General features: G+C 69.6%; 21 protein-coding genes. 10 read left to right on the top strand and 11 right to left on the bottom strand.

The window, feature by feature from the left end:
* Positions 1–144: 144 nt before the first annotated feature.
* Complete coding sequence (locus tag AC3IFE_RS03260) at positions 145–1,062, top strand: metal-dependent hydrolase (RefSeq protein WP_489189586.1); 918 nt, start codon at positions 145–147, stop codon at positions 1,060–1,062.
* 448 nt (positions 1,063–1,510) lie between these two features.
* Positions 1,511–3,001, top strand: coding sequence for a sigma-54 dependent transcriptional regulator (locus AC3IFE_RS03255; RefSeq protein WP_089469291.1), 1,491 nt, complete (start codon positions 1,511–1,513; stop codon positions 2,999–3,001).
* A gap of 29 nt (positions 3,002–3,030) precedes the next feature.
* On the opposite strand, the gene AC3IFE_RS03250 is transcribed toward AC3IFE_RS03255, so the two are convergent.
* Positions 3,031–3,417: a GtrA family protein gene (locus AC3IFE_RS03250; RefSeq protein WP_489189585.1), complete on the bottom strand. Its 387-nt coding sequence runs from the start codon at positions 3,415–3,417 to the stop codon at positions 3,031–3,033.
* A gap of 607 nt (positions 3,418–4,024) precedes the next feature.
* Between AC3IFE_RS03250 and AC3IFE_RS03245 the strand changes: the two genes are divergently transcribed.
* Positions 4,025–4,273, top strand: a complete 249-nt coding sequence (locus AC3IFE_RS03245) for a hypothetical protein (RefSeq protein WP_089469450.1) — start codon at positions 4,025–4,027, stop codon at positions 4,271–4,273.
* Between the two features lie 217 nt (positions 4,274–4,490).
* On the opposite strand, the gene AC3IFE_RS03240 is transcribed toward AC3IFE_RS03245, so the two are convergent.
* Positions 4,491–5,273, bottom strand: coding sequence for an ABC transporter substrate-binding protein (locus tag AC3IFE_RS03240; protein ID WP_489189584.1), 783 nt, complete (start codon positions 5,271–5,273; stop codon positions 4,491–4,493).
* Positions 5,274–5,508: 235 nt separating this feature from the next.
* Here AC3IFE_RS03240 and AC3IFE_RS03235 point away from each other — a divergent pair, with 235 nt between their 5' ends.
* Together AC3IFE_RS03235 and AC3IFE_RS03230 are read left to right on the top strand one after the other, a co-directional pair.
* Positions 5,509–5,928, top strand: coding sequence for an MbcA/ParS/Xre antitoxin family protein (locus AC3IFE_RS03235; protein ID WP_050017968.1), 420 nt, complete (start codon positions 5,509–5,511; stop codon positions 5,926–5,928).
* Positions 5,929–5,957: 29 nt separating this feature from the next.
* Positions 5,958–6,626: an RES family NAD+ phosphorylase gene (locus AC3IFE_RS03230; protein ID WP_301738557.1), complete on the top strand. Its 669-nt coding sequence runs from the start codon at positions 5,958–5,960 to the stop codon at positions 6,624–6,626.
* A 34-nt stretch (positions 6,627–6,660) separates the two neighbouring features.
* Here the strand turns inward: AC3IFE_RS03230 and AC3IFE_RS03225 are convergent, their stop codons facing one another.
* Positions 6,661–7,392: a metallophosphoesterase gene (locus tag AC3IFE_RS03225; RefSeq protein WP_489189583.1), complete on the bottom strand. Its 732-nt coding sequence runs from the start codon at positions 7,390–7,392 to the stop codon at positions 6,661–6,663.
* 145 nt (positions 7,393–7,537) lie between these two features.
* Between AC3IFE_RS03225 and AC3IFE_RS03220 the strand changes: the two genes are divergently transcribed.
* A complete protein-coding gene (locus AC3IFE_RS03220; protein ID WP_489189582.1) occupies positions 7,538–8,191 on the top strand; it encodes a DUF1345 domain-containing protein in 654 nt (217 codons plus the stop codon).
* 6 nt (positions 8,192–8,197) lie between these two features.
* Here AC3IFE_RS03220 and AC3IFE_RS03215 read toward each other — a convergent pair whose 3' ends face one another.
* Both AC3IFE_RS03215 and AC3IFE_RS03210 read right to left on the bottom strand, forming a co-directional pair.
* The gene (locus AC3IFE_RS03215) at positions 8,198–8,866 is read right to left on the bottom strand and encodes a glutathione S-transferase (RefSeq protein WP_489189606.1); all 669 of its coding nucleotides are present in this window, start codon (positions 8,864–8,866) and stop codon (positions 8,198–8,200) included.
* A 96-nt stretch (positions 8,867–8,962) separates the two neighbouring features.
* Positions 8,963–9,670 carry a class I SAM-dependent methyltransferase gene (locus AC3IFE_RS03210; RefSeq protein WP_089469297.1) on the bottom strand — a complete coding sequence of 236 codons (708 nt, stop codon included), beginning with the start codon at positions 9,668–9,670 and terminating at the stop codon, positions 8,963–8,965.
* 313 nt (positions 9,671–9,983) lie between these two features.
* On the opposite strand from AC3IFE_RS03210, the gene AC3IFE_RS03205 reads away from it, so the two are divergent.
* On the top strand, positions 9,984–11,636 hold the full coding sequence (locus tag AC3IFE_RS03205; protein ID WP_489189605.1) for a DUF3459 domain-containing protein: 1,653 nt from the start codon (positions 9,984–9,986) through the stop codon (positions 11,634–11,636).
* A gap of 52 nt (positions 11,637–11,688) precedes the next feature.
* On the opposite strand, the gene AC3IFE_RS03200 is transcribed toward AC3IFE_RS03205, so the two are convergent.
* The 5 genes from AC3IFE_RS03200 to AC3IFE_RS03180 all read right to left on the bottom strand — a co-directional run bounded on the left by AC3IFE_RS03200 (position 11,689) and on the right by AC3IFE_RS03180 (position 16,384).
* Complete coding sequence (locus tag AC3IFE_RS03200) at positions 11,689–12,273, bottom strand: thiamine phosphate synthase (protein ID WP_301738560.1); 585 nt, start codon at positions 12,271–12,273, stop codon at positions 11,689–11,691.
* Positions 12,274–12,295: 22 nt separating this feature from the next.
* On the bottom strand, positions 12,296–13,639 hold the full coding sequence (locus AC3IFE_RS03195; protein WP_089469299.1) for a hemolysin family protein: 1,344 nt from the start codon (positions 13,637–13,639) through the stop codon (positions 12,296–12,298).
* Between the two features lie 76 nt (positions 13,640–13,715).
* A complete protein-coding gene (locus AC3IFE_RS03190; protein WP_489189581.1) occupies positions 13,716–14,495 on the bottom strand; it encodes a sensor histidine kinase in 780 nt (259 codons plus the stop codon).
* Positions 14,496–14,562: 67 nt separating this feature from the next.
* On the bottom strand, positions 14,563–15,486 hold the full coding sequence (locus AC3IFE_RS03185) for a DMT family transporter (RefSeq protein ID WP_489189580.1): 924 nt from the start codon (positions 15,484–15,486) through the stop codon (positions 14,563–14,565).
* Positions 15,487–15,526: 40 nt separating this feature from the next.
* Entirely contained in the window at positions 15,527–16,384 is an 858-nt protein-coding gene (locus AC3IFE_RS03180) for a LysR family transcriptional regulator (RefSeq protein ID WP_089469302.1), read from the bottom strand.
* A 113-nt stretch (positions 16,385–16,497) separates the two neighbouring features.
* Here AC3IFE_RS03180 and AC3IFE_RS03175 point away from each other — a divergent pair, with 113 nt between their 5' ends.
* The 3 genes from AC3IFE_RS03175 (at position 16,498) to AC3IFE_RS03165 (ending at position 19,531) form a co-directional block, all read left to right on the top strand.
* Complete coding sequence (locus AC3IFE_RS03175; RefSeq protein ID WP_489189579.1) at positions 16,498–16,881, top strand: tautomerase family protein; 384 nt, start codon at positions 16,498–16,500, stop codon at positions 16,879–16,881.
* Positions 16,882–17,020: 139 nt separating this feature from the next.
* A complete protein-coding gene (locus AC3IFE_RS03170; RefSeq protein ID WP_489189578.1) occupies positions 17,021–18,640 on the top strand; it encodes a CHAD domain-containing protein in 1,620 nt (539 codons plus the stop codon).
* Positions 18,641–18,694: 54 nt separating this feature from the next.
* Positions 18,695–19,531, top strand: a complete 837-nt coding sequence (locus tag AC3IFE_RS03165; protein WP_489189577.1) for a TOBE domain-containing protein — start codon at positions 18,695–18,697, stop codon at positions 19,529–19,531.
* Positions 19,532–19,712: 181 nt separating this feature from the next.
* On the opposite strand, the gene AC3IFE_RS03160 is transcribed toward AC3IFE_RS03165, so the two are convergent.
* A complete protein-coding gene (locus tag AC3IFE_RS03160) occupies positions 19,713–20,414 on the bottom strand; it encodes a sulfate/molybdate ABC transporter ATP-binding protein (protein WP_089469305.1) in 702 nt (233 codons plus the stop codon).
* Positions 20,415–20,435 lie beyond the last annotated feature (21 nt).

Here is a 20,435-nt window from a genome sequence, read left to right as displayed (position 1 = left end):
GCGCGGCTTGCGTGCGCCGGCGCGCGCGGCCTATCTTTACATTTGTGGATGTCAGAATTTGGCGGCGCGCGATGTGCCGCCCGGGCTTGCGCCGGCCGCGTCGGACGATGCGCCGCGCCGCTCGGCAACAGGAGAACGATGAACATGAAGTCAGCCGCTTCCGCCACCGCGGCCGGGATCATGCCGGTGCGTCGCGATCTGCGCTTCGACCTGCCGGTCGAACGCGCGAAGGACTGGCATGGCCTCGGGTCGCACGTGACCCATTTCTTCAACGCGCTGTCGCTGCTGTTTCCGGCCGGCGAGCGCTTCTTCATGGATTCGGTGCGCAACTACCGCGACCGGATCGACGATCCCGTGCTGAAGCAGCAGGTGCTAGGCTTCATTGGCCAGGAAGCGATGCACACGCGCGAGCACGTCGAATACAACGAGCTGATGCAGGCGAACCGGCTGCCCGCGCGCAAGCTGGACAAGCGCGTGTGGACGGTGCTCGGCTACATGAAGCGCAAGCTGCCGCATTCGGTGCAGCTCGCGCAGACGGTGGCGGCCGAGCACTACACGGCGATGCTCGCCGACTGGCTGCTGAGCGACCCGACGCGCCTCGACGGTTCGGTCGAAGGCTACCGGCAGATGTGGTTGTGGCACGCGCTGGAGGAAACCGAGCACAAGGCCGTGTCGTTCGACGTGTGGAATGCCGCGATGAAGCCGGGGCTGCGCCGTTACCTGATCCGCATCGGCGTGTATCTGCTGACGACGCTGACGTTCTGGCCGACCGTGTTCCTGCTCCATGTGACGCTGCTGCGGCGCGATCGCGGCGCCGGCCATCACGTGCGCGGCCTGCTGCGGGTGATCGCGTTCCTGTACGGGCCGCGCCGCGGGCTGTTCCCGCGCATCGTCGGCGAATGGCTGAGCTTTTTCCGGCCGGGCTTCCACCCGTGGGATCACGACAATCGCCACCATCTCGCGCGGGTCGACGCGCTGACCGCCCGCTACGGCCAGCCCGGCGGCACGCCGGCCGGCCGCGGCCGCGTGAACGCGCCGGCACCGCTCGCGTCGGGCCGCTAACCCGGCCGCCCGCCGCCCGGCGGGGCGCCGCGCATGTTGCGTGCGTGCATCATCTGGTTGCTTCCCACGATTGACGCAAATCAACCGGAACCGGTTGCGCGGGCGCCCGCCTGCCCGGCCGGCCGGTTGCGCGCGCATGCGCCGGCGCGCCGAGCGTGCATGCGCCGCGTCGTCGCAGGTAATCGCCGCGCGCCAGCACCGGCGCGGCTTCGCGCGAGCGGCGCCGGTCGCTTCCGGTCGCGCGCCGTGCCCGCCTCCGGGATAACACCCCTCTAGCCGCAGGCCGGCCGCATCGATATACCGTTCATGGCAACGTCGACCTCCGGCGCGATTCATGCGCGGGGGGATTTTATTCGGACGGAAATACGGCCAATATGTCAGTTCGATCGTGTCCGTCGTACGCGGCGGTGAGCCGGCGCGCGATACCAACGCCAAGCGGGGAACAACGATGGTTGCTAGGTCACCCGACGCAAACGGGCAGGCGGCGCCCGAGATGACGGACGTATCCGTCACCGCTCCCGAGGCCGGACGCAAGCTGTTCGTGATCATGCGCACGCCCGACGAGCCGTTGCTCGCACAACTGCGCGGCCTTGGCTGGGAGATCGCGGTCGCGAAGACGGCCGGCGCCGCGCAGAACATGACCTCCGGCGTGAGCGTGGCCGCGGGGCTGGTCGATTTCACCGGGTTCACGTCGCGCGACTATCCCGCGCTGAAGATGTGCCTGAGCCAGCCGGCGATCGGCTGGATTTCCATCGCGCAGGCCGGCATCACGATCGGCCCCGCCGTGCGCGAACTGATCCGCAGCTATTGTTTCGATTACGTGACGCTGCCGCTGCCGTACGAATGGATTTCGCACGTGCTCGGCCATGCGCGCGGGATGGCCGCGCTCGATCGCGTCGACGGCGCCGCCTATGCGGCGTCGATCGGCGAACACGGGATGATCGGCAACTGCGAGGCGATGCAGCAGTTGTTCAGCACGATCCGCAAGGTCGCGAAGACCGACGCGAGCGTGTTCATTTCGGGCGAGTCGGGCACCGGCAAGGAACTGACGGCGCTCGCGATTCACGAACGCTCCGGCCGCGGCAAGGGGCCGTTCGTCGCGATCAATTGCGGCGCGATTCCGCATCACCTGCTGCAGTCGGAGCTGTTCGGCTATGAACGCGGCGCGTTCACCGGCGCGAACCAGCGGCGCGCGGGCCGGATCGAATCGGCGAACGGCGGCACGCTGTTTCTCGACGAGATCGGCGACATGCCGGTGGAAAGCCAGGCGAGCCTGCTGCGCTTCCTGCAGGAAGGCAAGATCGAGCGGCTCGGCGGGCAGGAATCGATCGCGGTCGACGTGCGGATCATCTCGGCCACGCACGTCGACCTCGACGGCGCGGTCGAGGCCGGACGCTTCCGCGCGGATCTCTATCACCGGCTGTGCGTGCTGCGCATCCACGAGCCGCCGCTGCGCGCGCGCGGCAAGGACATCGACATCCTCGCGCACTACGTGCTGCAGAAATTCAAGTCCGACAGCGGCCGCAAGATCAGCGGCTTCACGTCGGCCGCGCTCGACGCGATGCGGCGCTACGAATGGCCCGGCAACGTGCGGGAGCTGATCAACCGCGTGCGGCGCGCGATCGTGATGGCCGAGAGCCGGCTGCTGACGCCGCACGATCTCGGGCTCGATACGCCCGGGGAAACCGAACCGGTGACGCTCGAACAGGCGCGCTCGCTGGCCGAGCGCACCGCGATCGAGAACGCGCTGCTGCGCAACGACCACCGGATCAACAAGGCCGCCGCCGAACTTGGCATTTCACGCGTGACGCTCTACCGGATGATGATCGAGCACGGGCTGAACGATCACGACAACACCGCCGGCAACGGCGGGAATGGCGACAGCGGCGGGCACGATGGCGCGCCGTCGGGCGACGCGGAGCATCAGCGGGTCGGATGAGCGGCTTCGCGCGCTGCGCGCGGTGCGGCTCACCGATAGGTCCACAGCCGGTGCAGCACGAACGTGACGGGCGGCACGCACAGCACGACCGCGACGATGCTCCATGCCCGGGCGAGCCCGAGCGCGTCGGTGCCGCGCGCCAGCAGCATCGTCGCGGCGAGGCCGGCCGTCGCGACCGCGAGAAAGCGCACGAAGTTGCCCCACGTCACCGGCGACGAAAAACTCCACAGCGTGTTGGCGAGATACGAGAACGCGGTCGAACAGACGAACGCGGTCGCGTTCGCGATGACGGGCGTCGCGTCGAACGACGCGAACATCGCGGCGGCGATCAGCGCATGCAGCGCGGTCGAGCCCAGGCCCGACACACCGAAGCGGATCAGTCTCGCGCGCTCGGCGGCATGGAAGGTGCGGATCATCGTGGGCGGGGCGTTTGCGTGAAGTCGCGTGAGGTCGCGTGAAGCGGTGTCGCAGTATAGCCATGCGATCGGCCGCCGCGTCCAGCGTTCGGCAGCGACCCACGGTGCGGCTTGCCGCCGGCATGTAAAGCGCATGAAACATTTCGCATCGGCCGCCGGGCGAATTTCCGCGGCGAAGCGGGCCGATCGGCCAGCCCGCCGCCGGTAAAAATTCCGCGCTCCATTGTTCAGCCTTATCCCGCAAGGCCCCCGTCGTTGCAAGGCCGGCACGCGCCGCGGCGCCCACGTTTCAGTTCCGTAACTTCCGGCATTCCACGGCCGTTCCGGCCGCCAGCCGGCCCGGTCACCGCCTTGTCCGGCCGGGCTCGCGCGGCGCTGGCCCGGTCCTTGCGAAGAAGGTCGTGCGAGAGTCGACGACGCGAGATCCGTCCGGTCAGGCAGCGAAAGCCGCCCGTACCGGCCAGGATGCGGTCCGCGGGGATGCGGCGGCCGGGCGCGGTGCGGCGGGCCGCGTCACGGCGAGCACGGCACGTCGTCGCCCGATCGCCGGGGCATCGGCATCGTCCGGTTGCCGGAAAAAACATCAGACAGCAAACGGGGTAGAAAAATGATCGATCGTCACACGCCGCGGTCCGCAGGCCGCGATCGCCGTGATTCGGGACATCGCCGCTCGAACGTCGCGCTGGCGGCCGACAGGCGTGCCTCGACAGGCCATCTCTCCGCGCCCGGTGCGAGGCGGATCCGGCTGGTTGCCGGTCATCCGCGCCGGGTCGGCACTTTCCTGCACGCGAATCCGATCCGCATGGGCATGTGCGCGCGGGCGCCGATACCGCGACGCCCGATCTTCGCCTATTGACGCGAGCGGCACGAGATCCGTTCGCATGCCCCTCTTTGCCGCGAACGATTGATCCGTTATCCGAACGATGATCGACACATCGTGCCGCGCGCGATGCAGGAAGACAGGCATTCGATGCAATGGCGAACCACGCGCCGCCGTTGCCATCCGGTTGAAGGGGAGGGGCGGTCGGACGCGCGCGACGGAAGCGGTATCCGTACGCGCGCGACGCCGTTTTTCAGCCGCCGTAGATGTCGAAGTCGAAGTACTTCGACGCGAGTCGCTTGTAGGTGCCGTCCTTGACCATGTCGGCGATCGCGCGATCGATCTTCGCCTTCAGGTCGGTGTCCTCCTGACGCAGGCCGATGCCGGCGCCGACGCCGAGCAGCTTTTCGTCGACGAGCTCGGGCCCGACGAACGTGTAGTTCGCGCCGCGCGGCGATTTCAGGAACCCGATCGCGGCCTGCACTTCGTCCTGGAGCGCCGCGTCGAGGCGGCCGGCGAGCAGGTCGGCATACACGCCGTCCTGGTTCTGGTACGACACGACGTTCGCGCCTTGCTTGCCCCAGTACGCCTTCGCATACGTCTCCTGCGTCGTGCCCTGCTCGACGCCGATCGATTTGCCCTTCAGCGATTCGGCGGTCGGCAGCAGCGACGAGCCCTTCTTCACGACGAGCCGCGTCGGCTGGTTGTAGATCTTCGTCGTGAAGCCGATCTGCTGCGCGCGCTGCGGCGTGATCGACATCGACGACAGCACCGCGTCGAACTTCTTCGCCTTCAGCGCCGGAATCATCCCGTCGAAATCGTTCTCGAGCCACACGCATTTCGCCTTCAGGCGCGCGCAGATCTCGTTGCCGAGGTCGATGTCGAAGCCCACGAGCTTGCCGTCCGGCGCCTTCGATTCGAACGGCGCGTAGCTCGCGTCGGTGCCGAAGCGGATCGTGGTCCAGTCCTTCGCGACGGCGGGGCCTGCGGATACCGCGAGCACGGCGATCGAAACAGCGGCAATCAGTCTCTTCATGGTGCGTTCCTTGGGCAGGGTGCATCCGGGTTCCGGGCGACACGGTTTCCACGGACACGACTCGCGCCGTGACGCGGTGTCCGCCCGGCCATTAACGCAGAAAATAAAATAAGAGTCCAGAATGGACAAAAAATATCGATTTGCCGGATCGGCGTGACGAGCGATGGGTGCGACCCTTGCAAAAATACGAGAATGGACTAATCTTGTTAGTAAATTCGTTTCGAGACTAACCGTCATGTCACAGCCTGCTTACGAGTCGCATTCCGCCGTGCCGCACGCTTCGGTCGCGCAGATGTCGGCCGCCGGTCTGCGTGCGTTTTTCAACATCGCGCGCGACTGGGAACTGACGATCGACGAGCAGATCGTGCTGCTCGGGTCGCCCGGCCGCTCGACGTTCTTCAAGTGGAAGGCCGCGCCGGAATCGGCACGTCTGCCGCGCGATACGCTCGAGCGCCTGTCGCTGCTACTCGGCATCTACAAGGCGTTGCAGATCCTGCTGCCGCAGCCGGCCGCGGCCGATGCGTGGGTCAAGCGGCCCAACGATGCCGCGCCGTTCGGCGGCAAGCGCGCGCTCGACCGGATGCTGGCCGGCAACGTCGGCGATCTGGTGGCCGTCCGGCAGTATCTCGACGCGATGCGGGGTGGCTGGGCGTGACGACACCGATCGACGTCACCCGGTGGCCCATGACCACCGTCGACTGGGCGCCCGCCTATCGCGTGATTCCCACCCGTTTTCCAGCCATCAACCTGTTCGACCGCGTCGCGTCGGCGGACGATTTCGACGCGCTCTACGCGCTCGAATCGCTGACCAACGACCGCATCCGCAACGAAGTCGGCACGCTCGACCTCGTGCCGCCCGCCGAGCGCCGCTACGGGCAGGGCTGGGGGCCGATCATGGCCGCGTTCACGCACCTGAATCCGTTGGGCAGCCGCTTCTCGGACGGCAGTTACGGCGTGTTCTACTGCACGCGCTCGCGCGACACGGCGATCGCCGAAACGCGTTATCACAGCGGGTTGTTTCTCGCCGCGACGAAGGAGCCGCCGATGCGCCAGCAGATGCGGCTCTATACCGTGTTCGCGCACGGCGACGTCGCCGACGTGCGCACGTGGCCGCAGCGCGCCCCCGCGTTGCTGGATCCGGTCGACTACAGCGCGGGGCAGGCGTTCGGCCGCGCGGTGCGCGATGCCGGCGGCGCGGGGATCGTCTATCCGTCGGTGCGCGATCCGCGCGGCGAGTGTCTCGCCGCGTTCCGCACGACGCTGCTGCGCGACTGCCAGCATGCGGCCTATCTCGAATACAACTGGAACGGCTCGGCCGTCGATGCGGTGTTCGAACTGAATCAGGTCGGCTAGCGTTCGCGTGCGGGACGAAGCGCCGGCTGGCGCGTCAGGGCAGCGGCCAGTCTTCCGCGTGGCGCTCGCGCGCTTCGGCTTGCGTCATCGACCAGATGCGGCCGGTGCGCGGCTCGGCGAGCGTGAGCCGCCCGGCCGGCGCGAACGCACCCGTGTCGATGAACCATTGCGCGCCGATCCGCTGCGGCTCGCGCACCGGCGTGTGTCCGGTGCAGGTCAGCGACAGCCCGGCCTGCACCGCCGGATCGGCGAGCCCCTGAACGAGATCGCGGCCCCAGATCAGGCGCTCGCGCACGTCGTGCGGATAGCTGCCGGTATCGAGATCCGCGTCCGAGCCGAAGAATTCCGCATGCAGCACGTTGAAGCGCGCCGGGCCGTCGCCGATCACGCGCACGAGCGGCAGTGCGTCGACGCGCGCCGCATGCGCGCGCAGCCGTTCCGGCGGCAGGTCGGCGCCCCAGTCGCCGCCGATTCCGCGCCACGCGTCGGGCGGCAGCTTGCCGCGCGCGACGAGGCTCAGCACTTCCTCGTGATTGCCGCGCACGACGTGGCACCACGGCCGGTCGAGCAGGTCGAGCGCGGTGTCGGAGGCCGGGCCGCGGTCGACGAGATCGCCGACCGAGAACAGCCGGTCGCGGGCCGGATCGAAGCGGACGTCGTGCAGCAGCGCACGCAGTACGTCGACGCAGCCGTGCAGGTCGCCGACGACGAAGTCGCGGCCGGCCGTGTTCGCGGGATGGCGGCAGAGCAGGGCGGGGGCGGTCATCCCCTTATCTTAGGCGCTCCTCAGGCGCTCGCGCCCATCGCCATGTCACGCCGGAATGAGGATAATCGGGGCGCGTTTCGCGCCGGCGCCGTGGCGCAGCCGCGCACGCGGCCGAACCCTTTCCATCTGCTTTCGGAATCACACGATGACGCTTTATCCGCAGGTATTACGCAACCGGCCGCGCATGGTCTCGGCATTCGTCGCCGGCGTGCTGTGCGCGGTGCTGCTGCCGTTTCCGCTGCGAGCCACCGCGCGGGCGCTGATCGGGTGGGATTGCGCGGTCTGGTTGTATCTGGCGTTGATGTGGGGGCGCATGGTCACCGCGCATCATCACAAGGTACGCGAAGTCGCGATCCGCGAGGACGAAAATGCGACGACCGTGCTGACCGTCGTGTGCCTCGCGACCGTCGCGAGCGTGGCCGCGATCGCGATCGAACTCGCGACCGCCAAGAGCGTGGGCTTTCGCGCGGGGCTCAGCCACTACGCGATCACGGGCGCGACGCTGTTCGGCGCGTGGTTCCTGATCCCGACGATCTTCACGCTGCACTACGCGCGGCTCTATTACGGCTCGCCGTGCAGCGACCGCGCGCTGCGTTTCCCGGATCAGCACCCGGAGCCCGACTACTGGGATTTCCTGTATTTCGCCTTCACGATCGCGGTCGCGTCGCAGACGGCCGACGTGTCGCTCGCGAATCGCGCCGCGCGGCGCTCGGTGCTCGCGCAGTCGATCCTGTCGTTCTACTTCAACATGGCCGTGCTCGGCTTGTCGATCAACGTCGCGGCGGGGTTGCTGAGTTGACGCCGATCACTTGAGCAGGTCGTACCGGCCGCCGCGTTCCAGCGCCCGCCGGTAGGCCGGCCGCGCATGGACCGTGTCGAGAAAGCGCGCGATCGCCGGATACCGGCCGCCGCCGCCGCGCGCGGTCGCGGCTTCGAGCGGAAAGCTCATCTGGATGTCGGCCGCGCTGAAGCCGTCGCCGACGAACCAGCCGCTGCGCGCCAGCGCGCCGTCGACATGGCCGAGATGCAGGTCGATCTGCGGATCGACGAAGCCCGACTGCAGCGTCGCGGCGATCTTGCGTGCGATCGGCCGCGCGAAGAACGGCATCGGCGCATGCGCGATTCGCAGCGCGACGAGCTTGAGCAGCAGCGGCGGCATCGCCGATCCTTCCGCGTAGTGAAGCCAGTACGTGTAGTCGTGCCGCTCGGGCGAGCCGGGCGGCGGCGCGAGGCGCCTGTCGCCGTAGCGTTCGACCAGGTATTCGATGATCGCACCCGATTCGGCGAAGGTGCGGCCGTCGTCGGTCACGACGGGCGACTTGCCGAGCGGATGGATCGCGCGCAATTCGGCCGGCGCGAGCATCGTCTTCGGATCGCGCTCGTAGCGCACGATCTCGTACGGCACCTCCAGTTCTTCGAGCAGCCAGAGCACGCGCTGCGAACGCGAGTTGTTCAGGTGGTGGACGGTCAGCATGTCGAGGTCGGAAGGGGGCGGGAACGTCATCATACCGAGCCCATGCGCCGCGTACGAGAATCGCGTCGTGCGCGCCGTCGCGGGCGCGTCGAACCGTCATGCGCGCCGCACCGCGACCCACGCCCCCCAGAACAGGCTCGCGAAAAAACGCAGCGGCGCGTCGAAGCCCGCGTCGCGCAGCAGCGCGAACACGGCTTCCTCGGACGCGGGCGGATCGGCGCCCTGCAGGATCTTCGCGAGTTGCGCGCGCACGGCGTCGGGCGTGGCGCCCTTCATGCGCCAGCGTTGCTGCCACGCGTCGAGCAGGCGCGGATGGTCCGCGTAGCGGCGATGGTTGCCGGCGAGCACGAGCGGCGCGCCGGGCTTCAGGCGTCGCGCGATCGCGTGCAGCAGCGCGGCTTTCGCGTCGTCGCCCGGCACGTGGTGCAGCACGCCGATCAGCGTCGCGCCGTCGAACGCGGGCACGTCGGGCAACGCGTCGACGCCGTCCTCGACGAACGTCGTGCGCGCGCCGAAACCCGCGGCTTCGACGTTCGCACGCGCGAGCGCGAGCATCGGCGCGGACGGGTCGACGGCCGTGAATTGCCAGCCCGGTTCGAGCGCGGCCGCGACGCAGATTTCCTGTCCCGTGCCGCCCGCGCCGGCAACGAGGATCCGCGCATCAGTCGCACCGATCGCCGACGCGAGCATGCAGGTGGTGAGTTCGTGGCACGCATCGTAGCCGGCGAGCGCGATGCGCGATTGCTCGGCGTATTCGTGGGCACGCGACGGATCGAATTTCGCGGCGCTGGCGGGGAGCGACATGGCGGGTCCTCGGGTAGGGGCGGACGACATGTCCGCGAACATGGCGCAGAGCGTATGTGCGCGCGGCCCGCGCAACAAGACGACCCATCATTCCGGTATGCCGACTACCCGACTCAGCGGCGCATGCCGGCCCGTTTCCAGCGGCGATGTTCCAAGGGTCGATTCGTATTTAAAAATGTCTGACTACGGTGCATCGACGGGGCGAATCCGGCGCATACTCGGTGCTCTCCCCCGCCTGGCCGTCGCATGCCGGGCTCCGATGCGCTGCGCCATCGGCGCGGCCATGCCGCTCGGTACGCACGAGGAGCGCATGATGTCCGATTGTCCGCACGATCCGTACGCGCAGCACTACATCCATTGTTTGCCGTTTGGCGCGCAGCCCTGCGGCGCGCTCAGCACGACGCCGCGCACGCATTTTCGCGTGTGGGCGCCCGGCAGCACCCACGTCCAGCTCGAACTCGATACCGGCTACGGCCCGATGCTCGTCCCGATGACGAGCGCCGGCCCGAACTGGTTCGAGGTCTTCGTCGACTGCGGCGCGGGCGCACGCTACCGCTATCGTCTCGACGATACCGTGTCGATTCCCGATCCCGCATCGCGCTCGCAGCCCGACGGGCTCGACGGCCCGAGCGAGGTCGTCGATCCGCGCGCGTTCACGTGGCGCAATACGTTCTGGCACGGGCGCGCGTGGGAAGACATCGCGCTCTACGCGATCCGCCCGCACGCGGTGGGCGGCTTCGACGCCGTGCGCCGCCGCCTGCCTCGGCTCGCGCGTCTCGGCGTGACCGCGCTGGAGTTGCTCGCGTCGCCGCACGACAGCCTGCCGTTCGCGCCGCTCGCGGCCGAAGGCGGCCCCGACGCGCTGAAGGCGCTGATCGACGATGCGCACGGCTACGGTCTCGCGGTGCTGCTGGAGCTCGACTACGCGCGCTTCGGCAGCGGCACCGATGCGCTGCGCCACTACGCGGGGCCGTTCTTCCATACGCGCGACGATCCGCTGCAGGCTGCCCCGCTCGCGCTCGATCATCCGGAAGTCTGCGATTTCTTCTGCGACAACGCGCTGTACTGGATCGACGAATACCGCTGCGACGGGCTGCGCCTGCGTGAAGCCGACCGGATCGGCGTGTCGTGGCTGCGCGAGATCGCGGATCGCGTGCGCGCCGCCGTGCCGGCCGACCGGCTGATCCACCTCGTGCTCGGCAGCGAGCGGCATCCGGCGCATCTCGCCGATACCCATTTCGACGCGCAGTGGAACGGCTGCGGCGAACGCGCGCTGCACCGGCTCACCGGGCGCGACACGTCGGCGCATGAAGGCATTTCCACGCACCAGTCGATTCACACGCTCGCCCGCGCGCTGACCGCGGCCGGCGCGGCATACCGGCCGGCCGCGTCGGCGGACGGGATGACCGCCGACAGCGGACTGTCGCTGACGTCGCTCGTGCTGTCCGACGGCGCGTGGCGCGACGGCGGCCCGGGCGATCGCGGGCAGGCGGCCGGTCTGGCCGCGCTCGCGCTGTCGCTGCTCACGCCGCAGATCCCGCTGATCTTCGACGAAACCGCGCGCGACCTCGACCGTGCGCATTTCGTGCAGTCGGCGCTCGCGGTGCGCGCGAAGCTGATCGCGCCGCGGCTGTCCGATTGCCGGCCGCAGGAAGCCCATGCGCTGAAGGCGGACGGCGACGGCGATGCCGACGCGCTGTGCGCATCATGGCGGCTCGCCGACGACGAGACGTTGACGATCGCGTTGAACCTGTCGCCCGATGCGGTGCCGTTCGACGCCCCGGTCGGGCGGGTGGTGTTCGAGACGCCGGCGCGCGCGCGCGACCGGGTCGATGAAGGGGAGTTGCCGCCGTATTCGCTCGTCGCGTGGCTGACGGGCGACGTCAATCGCTACGCGCTGACGCACGACGTGCGCCGCATGGACGACGGTTCGTGGCGCGGAATGCGTCCGAGCCTGAATGCATGAGCCGACGAACGCGTGAAGGGGGGCTGCCGGCCGCCTGCCGGAAAGCACCGAATCACCAGAACCCGCGAATGCCTGCGATGCCGTACGCGCCGTGACGGCGCGCGTCGTCGAGGTGTGCGCGCGTCATGCCGCCGAGCGCGAACACGGGCATCGCGGCCTGTGCGGCCAGCGCGTCGAATCGCGCCCAGCCGAGCGTCGGCGCACCGGGGTGGCTGAGCGTCGGCAGCACCGGCGACAGCGTGACGAAATCCGCGCCGGCACGCGCGGCCAGCAGCAGGTCGTCCTGCGCGTGGCATGCGGCGGACACCCATCGCCCGGCCGGCAGCGGCCGCTGCGCGGCGGCGCGCAACGCGGGGCCGTCGAGATGCCAGCCGGCGTCGTCGAGCCGCATCACGCCGGCCGCGTCGATCGGGCCGTTCAGCATCAGGTGCGCGCCGGCTGCGTGGCAGCGCGCGAGCGCCGCGGCGGCCAGCGACGCGAATGCCGCCGCGTCGAACGATTTCACGCGCAGTTGCACGAGCGTTTCGCCGCGTGCGAGCACGGCCGACAGCCGGTCGAGGAACGCGGCCCGATCGGCCGCCGACGCGGACGCCGGCTCCGGCGTGATCACGCAGCAGCGCGGCAGCGGCGCGTTCATCGCGCGATGCGACGCGCGGCCGTCATTCGTCGGCCTCTTTCGCGATCTTCGGATAGACGCGCACGAGCACGATGCGCGGCCCGTTCATCTTCTTCACGACGACGTCGAAGCGGTCGAACGCCACGCGCTGCCCTTCGGTCGGCAGGTCGCTCAACGCCTGGATCACGAGGCCGCCGACCGATTCCGCGCGGCCTTCGTCGATGTCGATGCCGAGCGCCTGCTCGAGCGACACGACGGGCAGGCTGCCCTTGCCCATCAGCGTGCCGTCGTCGAGGCGGCTCCAGTCCGCATCGCCCTGGCGGAACTCGTCGTGGATCTGGCCGACCAGCGCGCCGAGCAGGTTGTCGAGCGTCAGGAAGCCGATCGGTTTCTCGCCCTTGTTGCCGACCAGCGCGAAGTGCGGCGCGCCCTTGCGGAAGCGGCGGAACAGCTCCAGCGCCGGCGTGTCGGGTTTCACGTACTGGACCGGGCGCACGTAGTCGGAGAGATCCTCGAGCGCGGCGCCCGCGTGACGCGCGAGCAGCAGGTCCTTCAGGTGGATCAGCCCGCTCACCTGTTCGCGCGACGCATCCTCGAACAGCGGATAGCGGCTGAAGCGGTGCCGCGCGACGATCTCCATGTTGTCGGGCAGCGGCAGGTCGCGCCGCAGGCCGATCATTTCATGGGCCGGCCGCATCAGGTCCGACACGGTCATCGACGAAAAATCGAGCGAATGCGCGAGCGTGTTCCATTCGTCGTTGCTGTACGTGCCGCGCGCCGGCTGCGCCGCATTGCCGGCCGCGCTGCGGCGGCTGCGCAGGATCAGCTTCAGCTCGTCGGTCGAATAGTGCGCATCGCCGCCGTGGTCGGCCGACAGCCCCGCGAGCCGCAGCACCGCGTTCGCGCTGGTGTTGAGCACCCAGATCGCCGGATACATCGCCCAGTAGAACGCGTAGAGCGGCAGCGCGACCCACAGGCCGACTTTCTCCGGCTGGCGGATCGCCATCGATTTCGGCGCCAGTTCGCCGACGACGATGTGCAGGAACGAGATCAGCGAGAACGCGAACACGAGCGAGATCAGGTGCACGACGCGTTCGGACTCGACGCCGATCAGGTCGAGCAGCGGGCCGAGCAGTTGCGCGAACGCGGGTTCGCCGACCCAGCCGAGGCCGAGCGACGCGAGCGTGATGCCGAGCTGGCACGCGGAAAGATACGCATCGAGCCGGCCGTGCACGATGCCGAGGATGCGCCCGCGCAGGCCGTGCTTGCGGGCGAGGGTCTTGACGCGCGTCGCGCGGAGTTTGACGAGGCCGAATTCGGCCGCAACGAAGAACCCGTTCAGGGCCACCAGGAACAACGCGCCGATGAGCGCGAAGATCTGTAACAAAGAATCGCTCCGGTTATGACAGGCCCGTCAGTATAGAGCCAGAAAGGAATTTGTAATGCGTCGGGCGACCGCTTGCTTACACCGGCGCCTCGCACGGAATCGAGAACGTGAGGGTGGCGGGCGCGCCGTCGGCGAACAGGTCGTGTGTGAACGTCCCGCCGTGCGCGAGGGCGACGCGCTGGCACAGCGCGAGTGTCCACGCGCTGCGTTTCGTGTCGCGCTCGCGCAGCATCTCGCGCCGTGCGAACGATTCGAACGCGTGCGGCTGGGCGGGATCGACGAGCACGTCGGCGTTCACGGTGCAGGTGGCGCGCGCGGTGAACTGCGCGCCGTCGCGCGTGCAGGCGAACGCGACGCGGCTGCCCGCAGCGCTGGCCTCCACGGCCGTCGTCAGCAGGGTCCAGAGCGCCTGCGCGACGCGCTCGCGATCGGCGGTGAGCGACGGCTCGCCGTCCGGCAGCGTCGTGTCGAGCGCGACCTGGCGAGCGTCCGCGAGCGCGAAACGCACGAGCGCGATCGTTTCGTCGAGCAGCGCGCGCAGCGCGAACGGCTGTGGCGCGAGCGCGAGCGTGCGGGTTTCCGCGCGCGGCGCGTCGAGCACGCCGTCGATCAGCGCGACCTGCTGGTCGATGCCCGTGCGGATGCCCGCGAGCGCGCGCTGCAGGTTCGGATCGGCATTGGCAAGCTGGCGTTCGAGCACGTAGGCCCAGCTGTGCATCGCATTCAGCGGGCTGCGCAGGTCGTGCGACGCGGTGGAGAGCGCCTGGTCGCGCAGGAACAGCGCCGCCTGGGCGGCGTAGTGCGCTGCGCGTTCGCGCAGCAGGTCGGCGGCGGGATCGACGGAAGTGGACGTCACGGAGCTGGCCTGTCGGAAGCGGTTGGCGTGGAAGTCACGCGAATCGCCATTATAGGGACGGTGGGCGTCACGCCGGCAGCGCGTCCTCGTCCTTTTTCCGCGCGTCGCCGTTCGGCAGCAACTGGCACGCGAGCAGGCCGGCCAGCATCAGTGCGCAGCCGACGAGCGCGCGCAGCGTCAGCGTTTCGCCGAGCGCGGCCCAGCCGGCGATCGCCGCGAACACGCCTTCCATGCTGAAGATCACCGCCGCGTGCGCGGGCGCCGCGTCGCGTTGCGCGACGACCTGCAGCGTATAGCCGACCCCGACCGACAGCAGCCCGCCGTACAGCAGCGTCGGCAGCGCGCCGCGCAGCATCGCGATGCTGACCGGTTCCACGGCCAGGCCCATCGCGAGACACGCGACGCCGCATACGGCGAACTGCAGGAACGCGAGCACGAGCGGATCGTGGCGTTTCGCGAGATGGCCGACCGCCATCACGTGCGCGGCGATGATGACGGCGCCCGCGAGCTGGAACCAGTCGCCGTAGAGCACCGAGAAGTGCTCGTCGATGCTGAGGAAATACAGGCCGATCGCGGCCAGCAACGCGCCGAACCACGTGCCCGCGCCGATCCGGTGGCGCGCGAACACGCCCATCAGCGGCACGATCACGACGTACAGCGAGCTGATGAAGCCGGCGTTCGCGATCCGCGTGTATTGCAGGCCGACCTGCTGCAGCGAGATCGACACGGCGAGCAGCCCGCCGAGCGCCAGACCCGGCAGCAGCAGCGCCGGTTCGCGCCGGATCGCCGCGAGCTGCGCGCGCGACGCGGGATTCAGGATCAGCAGCGGCACCAGCACGAGCGCGCCGAGCAGGAAGCGCAGCCCGGTGAACAGGAACGGGCCGATCACGTCGAGACTCAGGCGTTGCGCGACGAAAGCGGAGCCCCAGATCGCGGCGGCGCCGAGCATCAGCAGGTTGGCGCGGAGGTGCTTGCGGGCGTCAAGCTTCATCGGAATTCGTCTGGAGATTACGGGCGGCGGGCCCGCTAGTTTACGCCGAGATTGCAAGACTGTCGGCGAACCTGCGCAGCGCGGCGGCGGCCCGGGCGTCGCGGACGCGCGAATACAGCACGACCTGCGACTGCGGCAGCGCCGGCAGCCCGAATTTCGCGCCGACGTCGACCAGCGTGCGCGGGGCGACGCGCCGCGCGAGCGGGCAGACGGCCAGCCCCGCCGCGGCGGCGGCCGCGACCGCCGCGACCCCGCCGCCCGTGAAGCGCTCGCGCCACGGCAGCCCCGCGCGGTCGAGCGCGCGCAGCGCGGCGGCGCGCACGCCGCAGGGGCCGGCCAGCACGGCGAGCGGCAGCGGCTCGCCAGCGCGCGGCGCCCAGTCGGGCGCGGCGAGCCACGCCAGCGGCTCGGTGAACAGTGGCGTGGCGTCGTCGCGCGGCGGATCCTCGCCGGGCTCGTGCCGCGCGATCACCGCGTCGAACCGCCGTTCGTCGTATTGCGGCAGCAGGCTCGTCGACGCCCCGAGATGCATTTCCAGCGACAGCCCCGGATCTTGCCGGTGCAGGCTCGTCAGCACGGCCGGCAGGTCGGGCACCGCGACGTGCTCGCTGACGCCGAGCGACAGGCGCGCCGTGCCGGTCGAGATCGCGCCGAGCGCACGCTCGTGCGCGTCGAGCAGCGCGCGGGCGGCCGGCAGGAAGTTCTCGCCGTCGGCGGCCAGCTTGACGACGCGCGGCGTGCGCGCGAGCAGCGGCTTGCCGAGATGGGCTTCCAGCCGCTTCAGCTTCAGGCTGACGGCCGATTGCGTGGTGCCGAGCGCATCGGCGGCGCGCGTGAAACTGGCGAGGTCGGCAACCAGCACGAACGCGCGAACCGCATCGAGATCGAGTACTTTCATTTCAAATGAAAATTGATGAAATATTCGACAATGACTGTTCATTATAGATTGCCGCGCCTAACCTGACGCTGTGTTTTCGATCCTCAACGTCACTTACCGACAGGAGCAGCACCATGCCATTCACCCGTATCGCCGTACGCGAAGGCAAACCGGCCGCCTATCGCAAGGCCCTCGTCGACGGCGTGCAGCGCGCGCTGATACAGGCGTTCAACGTCCCCGAGGACGACATCTTCATGGTCGTGACCGAGCATGCGGCCGAGAATTTCGTGTTCGGCCGCCATTACCTCGATATCGAACGCAGCGACGATCTCGTGATCATCCAGATCACCGCGAACAACACGCGCACGCTCGAGCAAAAGCGCTTGCTGTACCGGACGATCGCCGACAACCTCTCGCAGCAGCCCGGCGTGCGGCAGGAAGACGTCTTCATCAATCTTGTCGAGGTGCTGAAGGAGAACTGGTCGTTCGGCAACGGCATCGCGCAATACGCGGTCTGACGTGCCGGCTTGACCTGACACAGGGAGACAGGGCCGGATCGTCGCCTGCGCCCTTTTGGGGCGTGTACTATGGAAGTTGCTTCACGAGCGACGCCGGCGCGGTCGATGCGCCGGCGATTCTTCTTGTGCAGGAGCCTCCATGTCGCGTGTGCTGGAAATCGTGTTGTCGTTGTCGCTGGAAGGGTGGCCGGGAAAGGGCGCAAGCCGCGCCCGTGGCGCGCAGCCCGACTTCGGCGCCGAACTCGTGCGCGCGTGGCGCATTTGCCCGCAGGTCCGGATGCGCCGCGGCCACGAGCGCGTGACGATCGAGCCGTGCCAGATCGAGGAGGCCGAGCGGAGCCCGGGCGCGAGCTGGTGGACCTGGGTCGAATCGAACGCGCATGGCACGCGGGTCGTCGCGTCGCGCACCGAGACCTTCGCCCCCGGCGTCACGCAGCGTGAACTGTTCGACGCGGAGCACGCGGGCGTCGTCGTCGCGACGCCGCTTCCGATACCCGCGACAGGTGCCGCGGCCGATGCCGACGCGCCTCCCGCCGAAATCGACGGCGTTCCCTCGGACACCGACGAAGCGCGGTCCCAGGCGTCGGCGCTGCGCATCGTCAGCGAACGGCGGCGTGGGCGCTGGGCCGACGACAGCGGCGTCGTGGTCGAGATGACGCTCGACGACATCACGCTGCACGGCGGCGGCGAGCCGCCGCGCCGCTACGTCGAGTTGCGTCTGGCCGCGCCCGACTGGGAAACCGTTGCCGCGCGCACGGCCGCGCTGCACGCGCTGTTTGCCGCGGCGCGCGAACTGACCGGCGCGTGGCCCGCCTTCGTGCAGCTGACGAGCGTGATCGACCGCGCCTGTGCGGGCGGGCCGGTGGCCGCCGCGCTGGTCAAGGCGCAGCCCGTCGACCTGACCGGCATCCGCACGCAGCGCGCCGCGCTGTTCGCGCTGTCCGGCGACATCACCGCGCAATGGCTCGGCAACGAGTGCGGCGTGCTCGATCGCGACGATCCCGAATTCGTGCACCAGATGCGCGTCGCACTGCGCCGCCTGCGCACGCTGATGCGCTTCTTCCCGCGCTTCACCGACCGTCAATGGAAGGACACGCTCGGCGTCGACCTGCGCTGGCTCGCCGCGTTGCTCGGCACCGTGCGCGACTGGGACGTGTTCGCGACCGAGAGCTTGCCCGCACTGATCGCGGCCGACGGCGGCGGCAGCGAGTGGGACGGCACGCTCGGCGCGGCCCGCGCGCAGTCGATGGCCGCGCGCGTCGAGCTGCGGCAGGCGCTGCATTCGGCGCGCTATGCGCGGCTGACGCTCGGCTGGCTCGAATGGCTGAGCGCGCTCGCGCTGCCCGCGGCCGACGGCGACGACGCGCCGCCGCTGCGGCGTCACGCGACCAAGCGCGTGCGGCGGCTGTTCGGTCATCTCTACGGATCGCCGTCGCTCACGTCGCTCGACACGGCCGCGCGCCATCAGGTGCGGATCGATGCGAAGCGGCTGCGCTACGCACTGGAATTCTTCGCGTCGCTGGCGTCGCGCCGCACGCGCACCGAGACGGTCAAGACGCTGGCGCGCGTGCAGAGCGTGCTCGGCGAAGCGAACGACGCGATGGTCGCGCTGCATCATCTCGAGCAACTGGCCGCGCCGCCGTATCAGCTCGGTTTCGTGCGCGGCTACGGCGCCGCGCTCGAACAGCGGGCCGCCCGCGACGCCGAGACGCTGCTGGCCAGCCTGCGGCCGCCGAGGCTCGACGGCAAGCCGGGCTGAGCGCCGCGCGCCGGACCCTATAATGGCCGCCCGTTTCCCGCACGCATGCCGATGATGACCGACGCACCGCATTCTTCCTCGTCCCCCGGGCCGCTCGAACTGGGCGGCGAGCTGTGGCTGCGCGCCGGCGAACAGACGCTCGGCGGCGCGACGCGCATCGCATTGCTCGCGGCGATCGGCGACACCGGTTCGATCACGCGCGCGGCGAAGGCGGTGGGCCTCAGCTACAAGGCCGCGTGGGACGCGGTCGACACGATGAACAATCTCGCCGGCGAACCGCTCGTCGCGCGTTCGACGGGCGGCAAGGGCGGCGGCGGCACGACGCTGACGCCGCGCGCGACGTCGTTGATCGCCGCATTCCGCACGATCGAGCGCGAGCATCGCCGCTTCATCGAGGCCGCGAGCGCGGCCGTTGCGGGCTTCGACGTCGACTGGGCGCTGATCGGCCGGATCGGGATGAAGACGAGCGCGCGCAACCAGTTGTTCGGCAAGGTCGCGTCGATCGTGCGCGGCGCCGTCAACGACGAGGTGACGCTCGCGCTGCCGGGCGGGCAAGCCGTCGTCGCCGTGCTGACGCACGAAAGCGCCGAGGCGCTCGGGCTGCGGGAAGGCGCGAGCGCGTGCGCGCTGGTGAAGGCGTCGTGGGTCGTGCTCGCGATCGACGATGGCGGGCCCGACCTCAAGGTGTCCGCACGGAACAGGCTGCGCGGCAGTGTCGAAACCGTCACGGCGGGCGCGGTGAACAGCGAGGTGACGCTGGCGCTCGACGGCGGCGGGACGCTGACGGCCGTCGTGACCAACGACAGCGTCGATGCGTTGCAGCTCGACGCCGGCCGGCGCGCGATCGCGCTGTTCAAGGCGTCGAGCGTGATTCTGGCGGTGACCGGCTGACCCGCCCGGCAGCCCGGCTTCCATTGGCCGACGGCCGTCGTGCAGGGCGGAGTGAAGCCGGTGCCGCATGCGTGCGCATCGCACCGGCTTCGTTTCCGCTTTCAGCATGTGCCGCGACGCGGCTGCTCTCAGGCTCCGGCGTGGCGGCCGGCGCCACGCTCGCGACCACGGCGTCGCGCGTTCAGGTGACGCGCGTCGGCCACTCGGCGTGCGGCGAACTCGCCCGCACGCGTCCTTCGCTCAACTGCACGACCTGGTCGCCGAACGCGGCGACGTCATCGGGGTCGTGCGAGATCAGTACCATCGGGATGTCGAGCCGCGCCTGCAGTTCGGCGAGTTCATGGCGCATGCGCTGGCGCATCGCACCGTCGAGCGCCGCGAACGGTTCGTCGAGCAGCAGGATGCGCGGTTGCGCGACCAGCGCACGGGCGAGCGCCACGCGCTGCTTCTGCCCGCCCGACAGTTGCGACGGATATTGCCCCGCGAGCGATTCGAGATCGAACGCGCGCAGCCAGTACGCGACCTCCGGCGGCGCCGTTTTCGCGCGCGGATTGCGCAGGCCGGACGTGAGCCCGAACGCGATGTTCTGGCGCACGTTCAGATGCGGGAACAGCGCGTAGTCCTGGAACAGGTACGCGACACGGCGTTCGCGGGTCGGCACGTCGATGCGGCGCGCGGCGTCGAACAGCGGCTCGCCGTTCAGCGTGATCGCGCCTTCGTCGGGCGTCAGCAGCCCGGCGATCGCCTGCAGCGTCATGCTCTTGCCCGCGCCCGACGGCCCGAACAGCACGACGCGCTGCGTCGTCGCCGTGAACGACACGTCGAGCGTGAAGCGGCGTTCGGCGTTCGCGTAGGTCTTGCGGATATCGACGACGACGCTCATGCGGGCCTCCGCCGAAGCGGG

The sequence above is a fragment of the Burkholderia sp. APQ4-4ca genome, from assembly GCF_057837105.1.
This window is presented reverse-complemented; position numbering and strand designations above follow the sequence as displayed.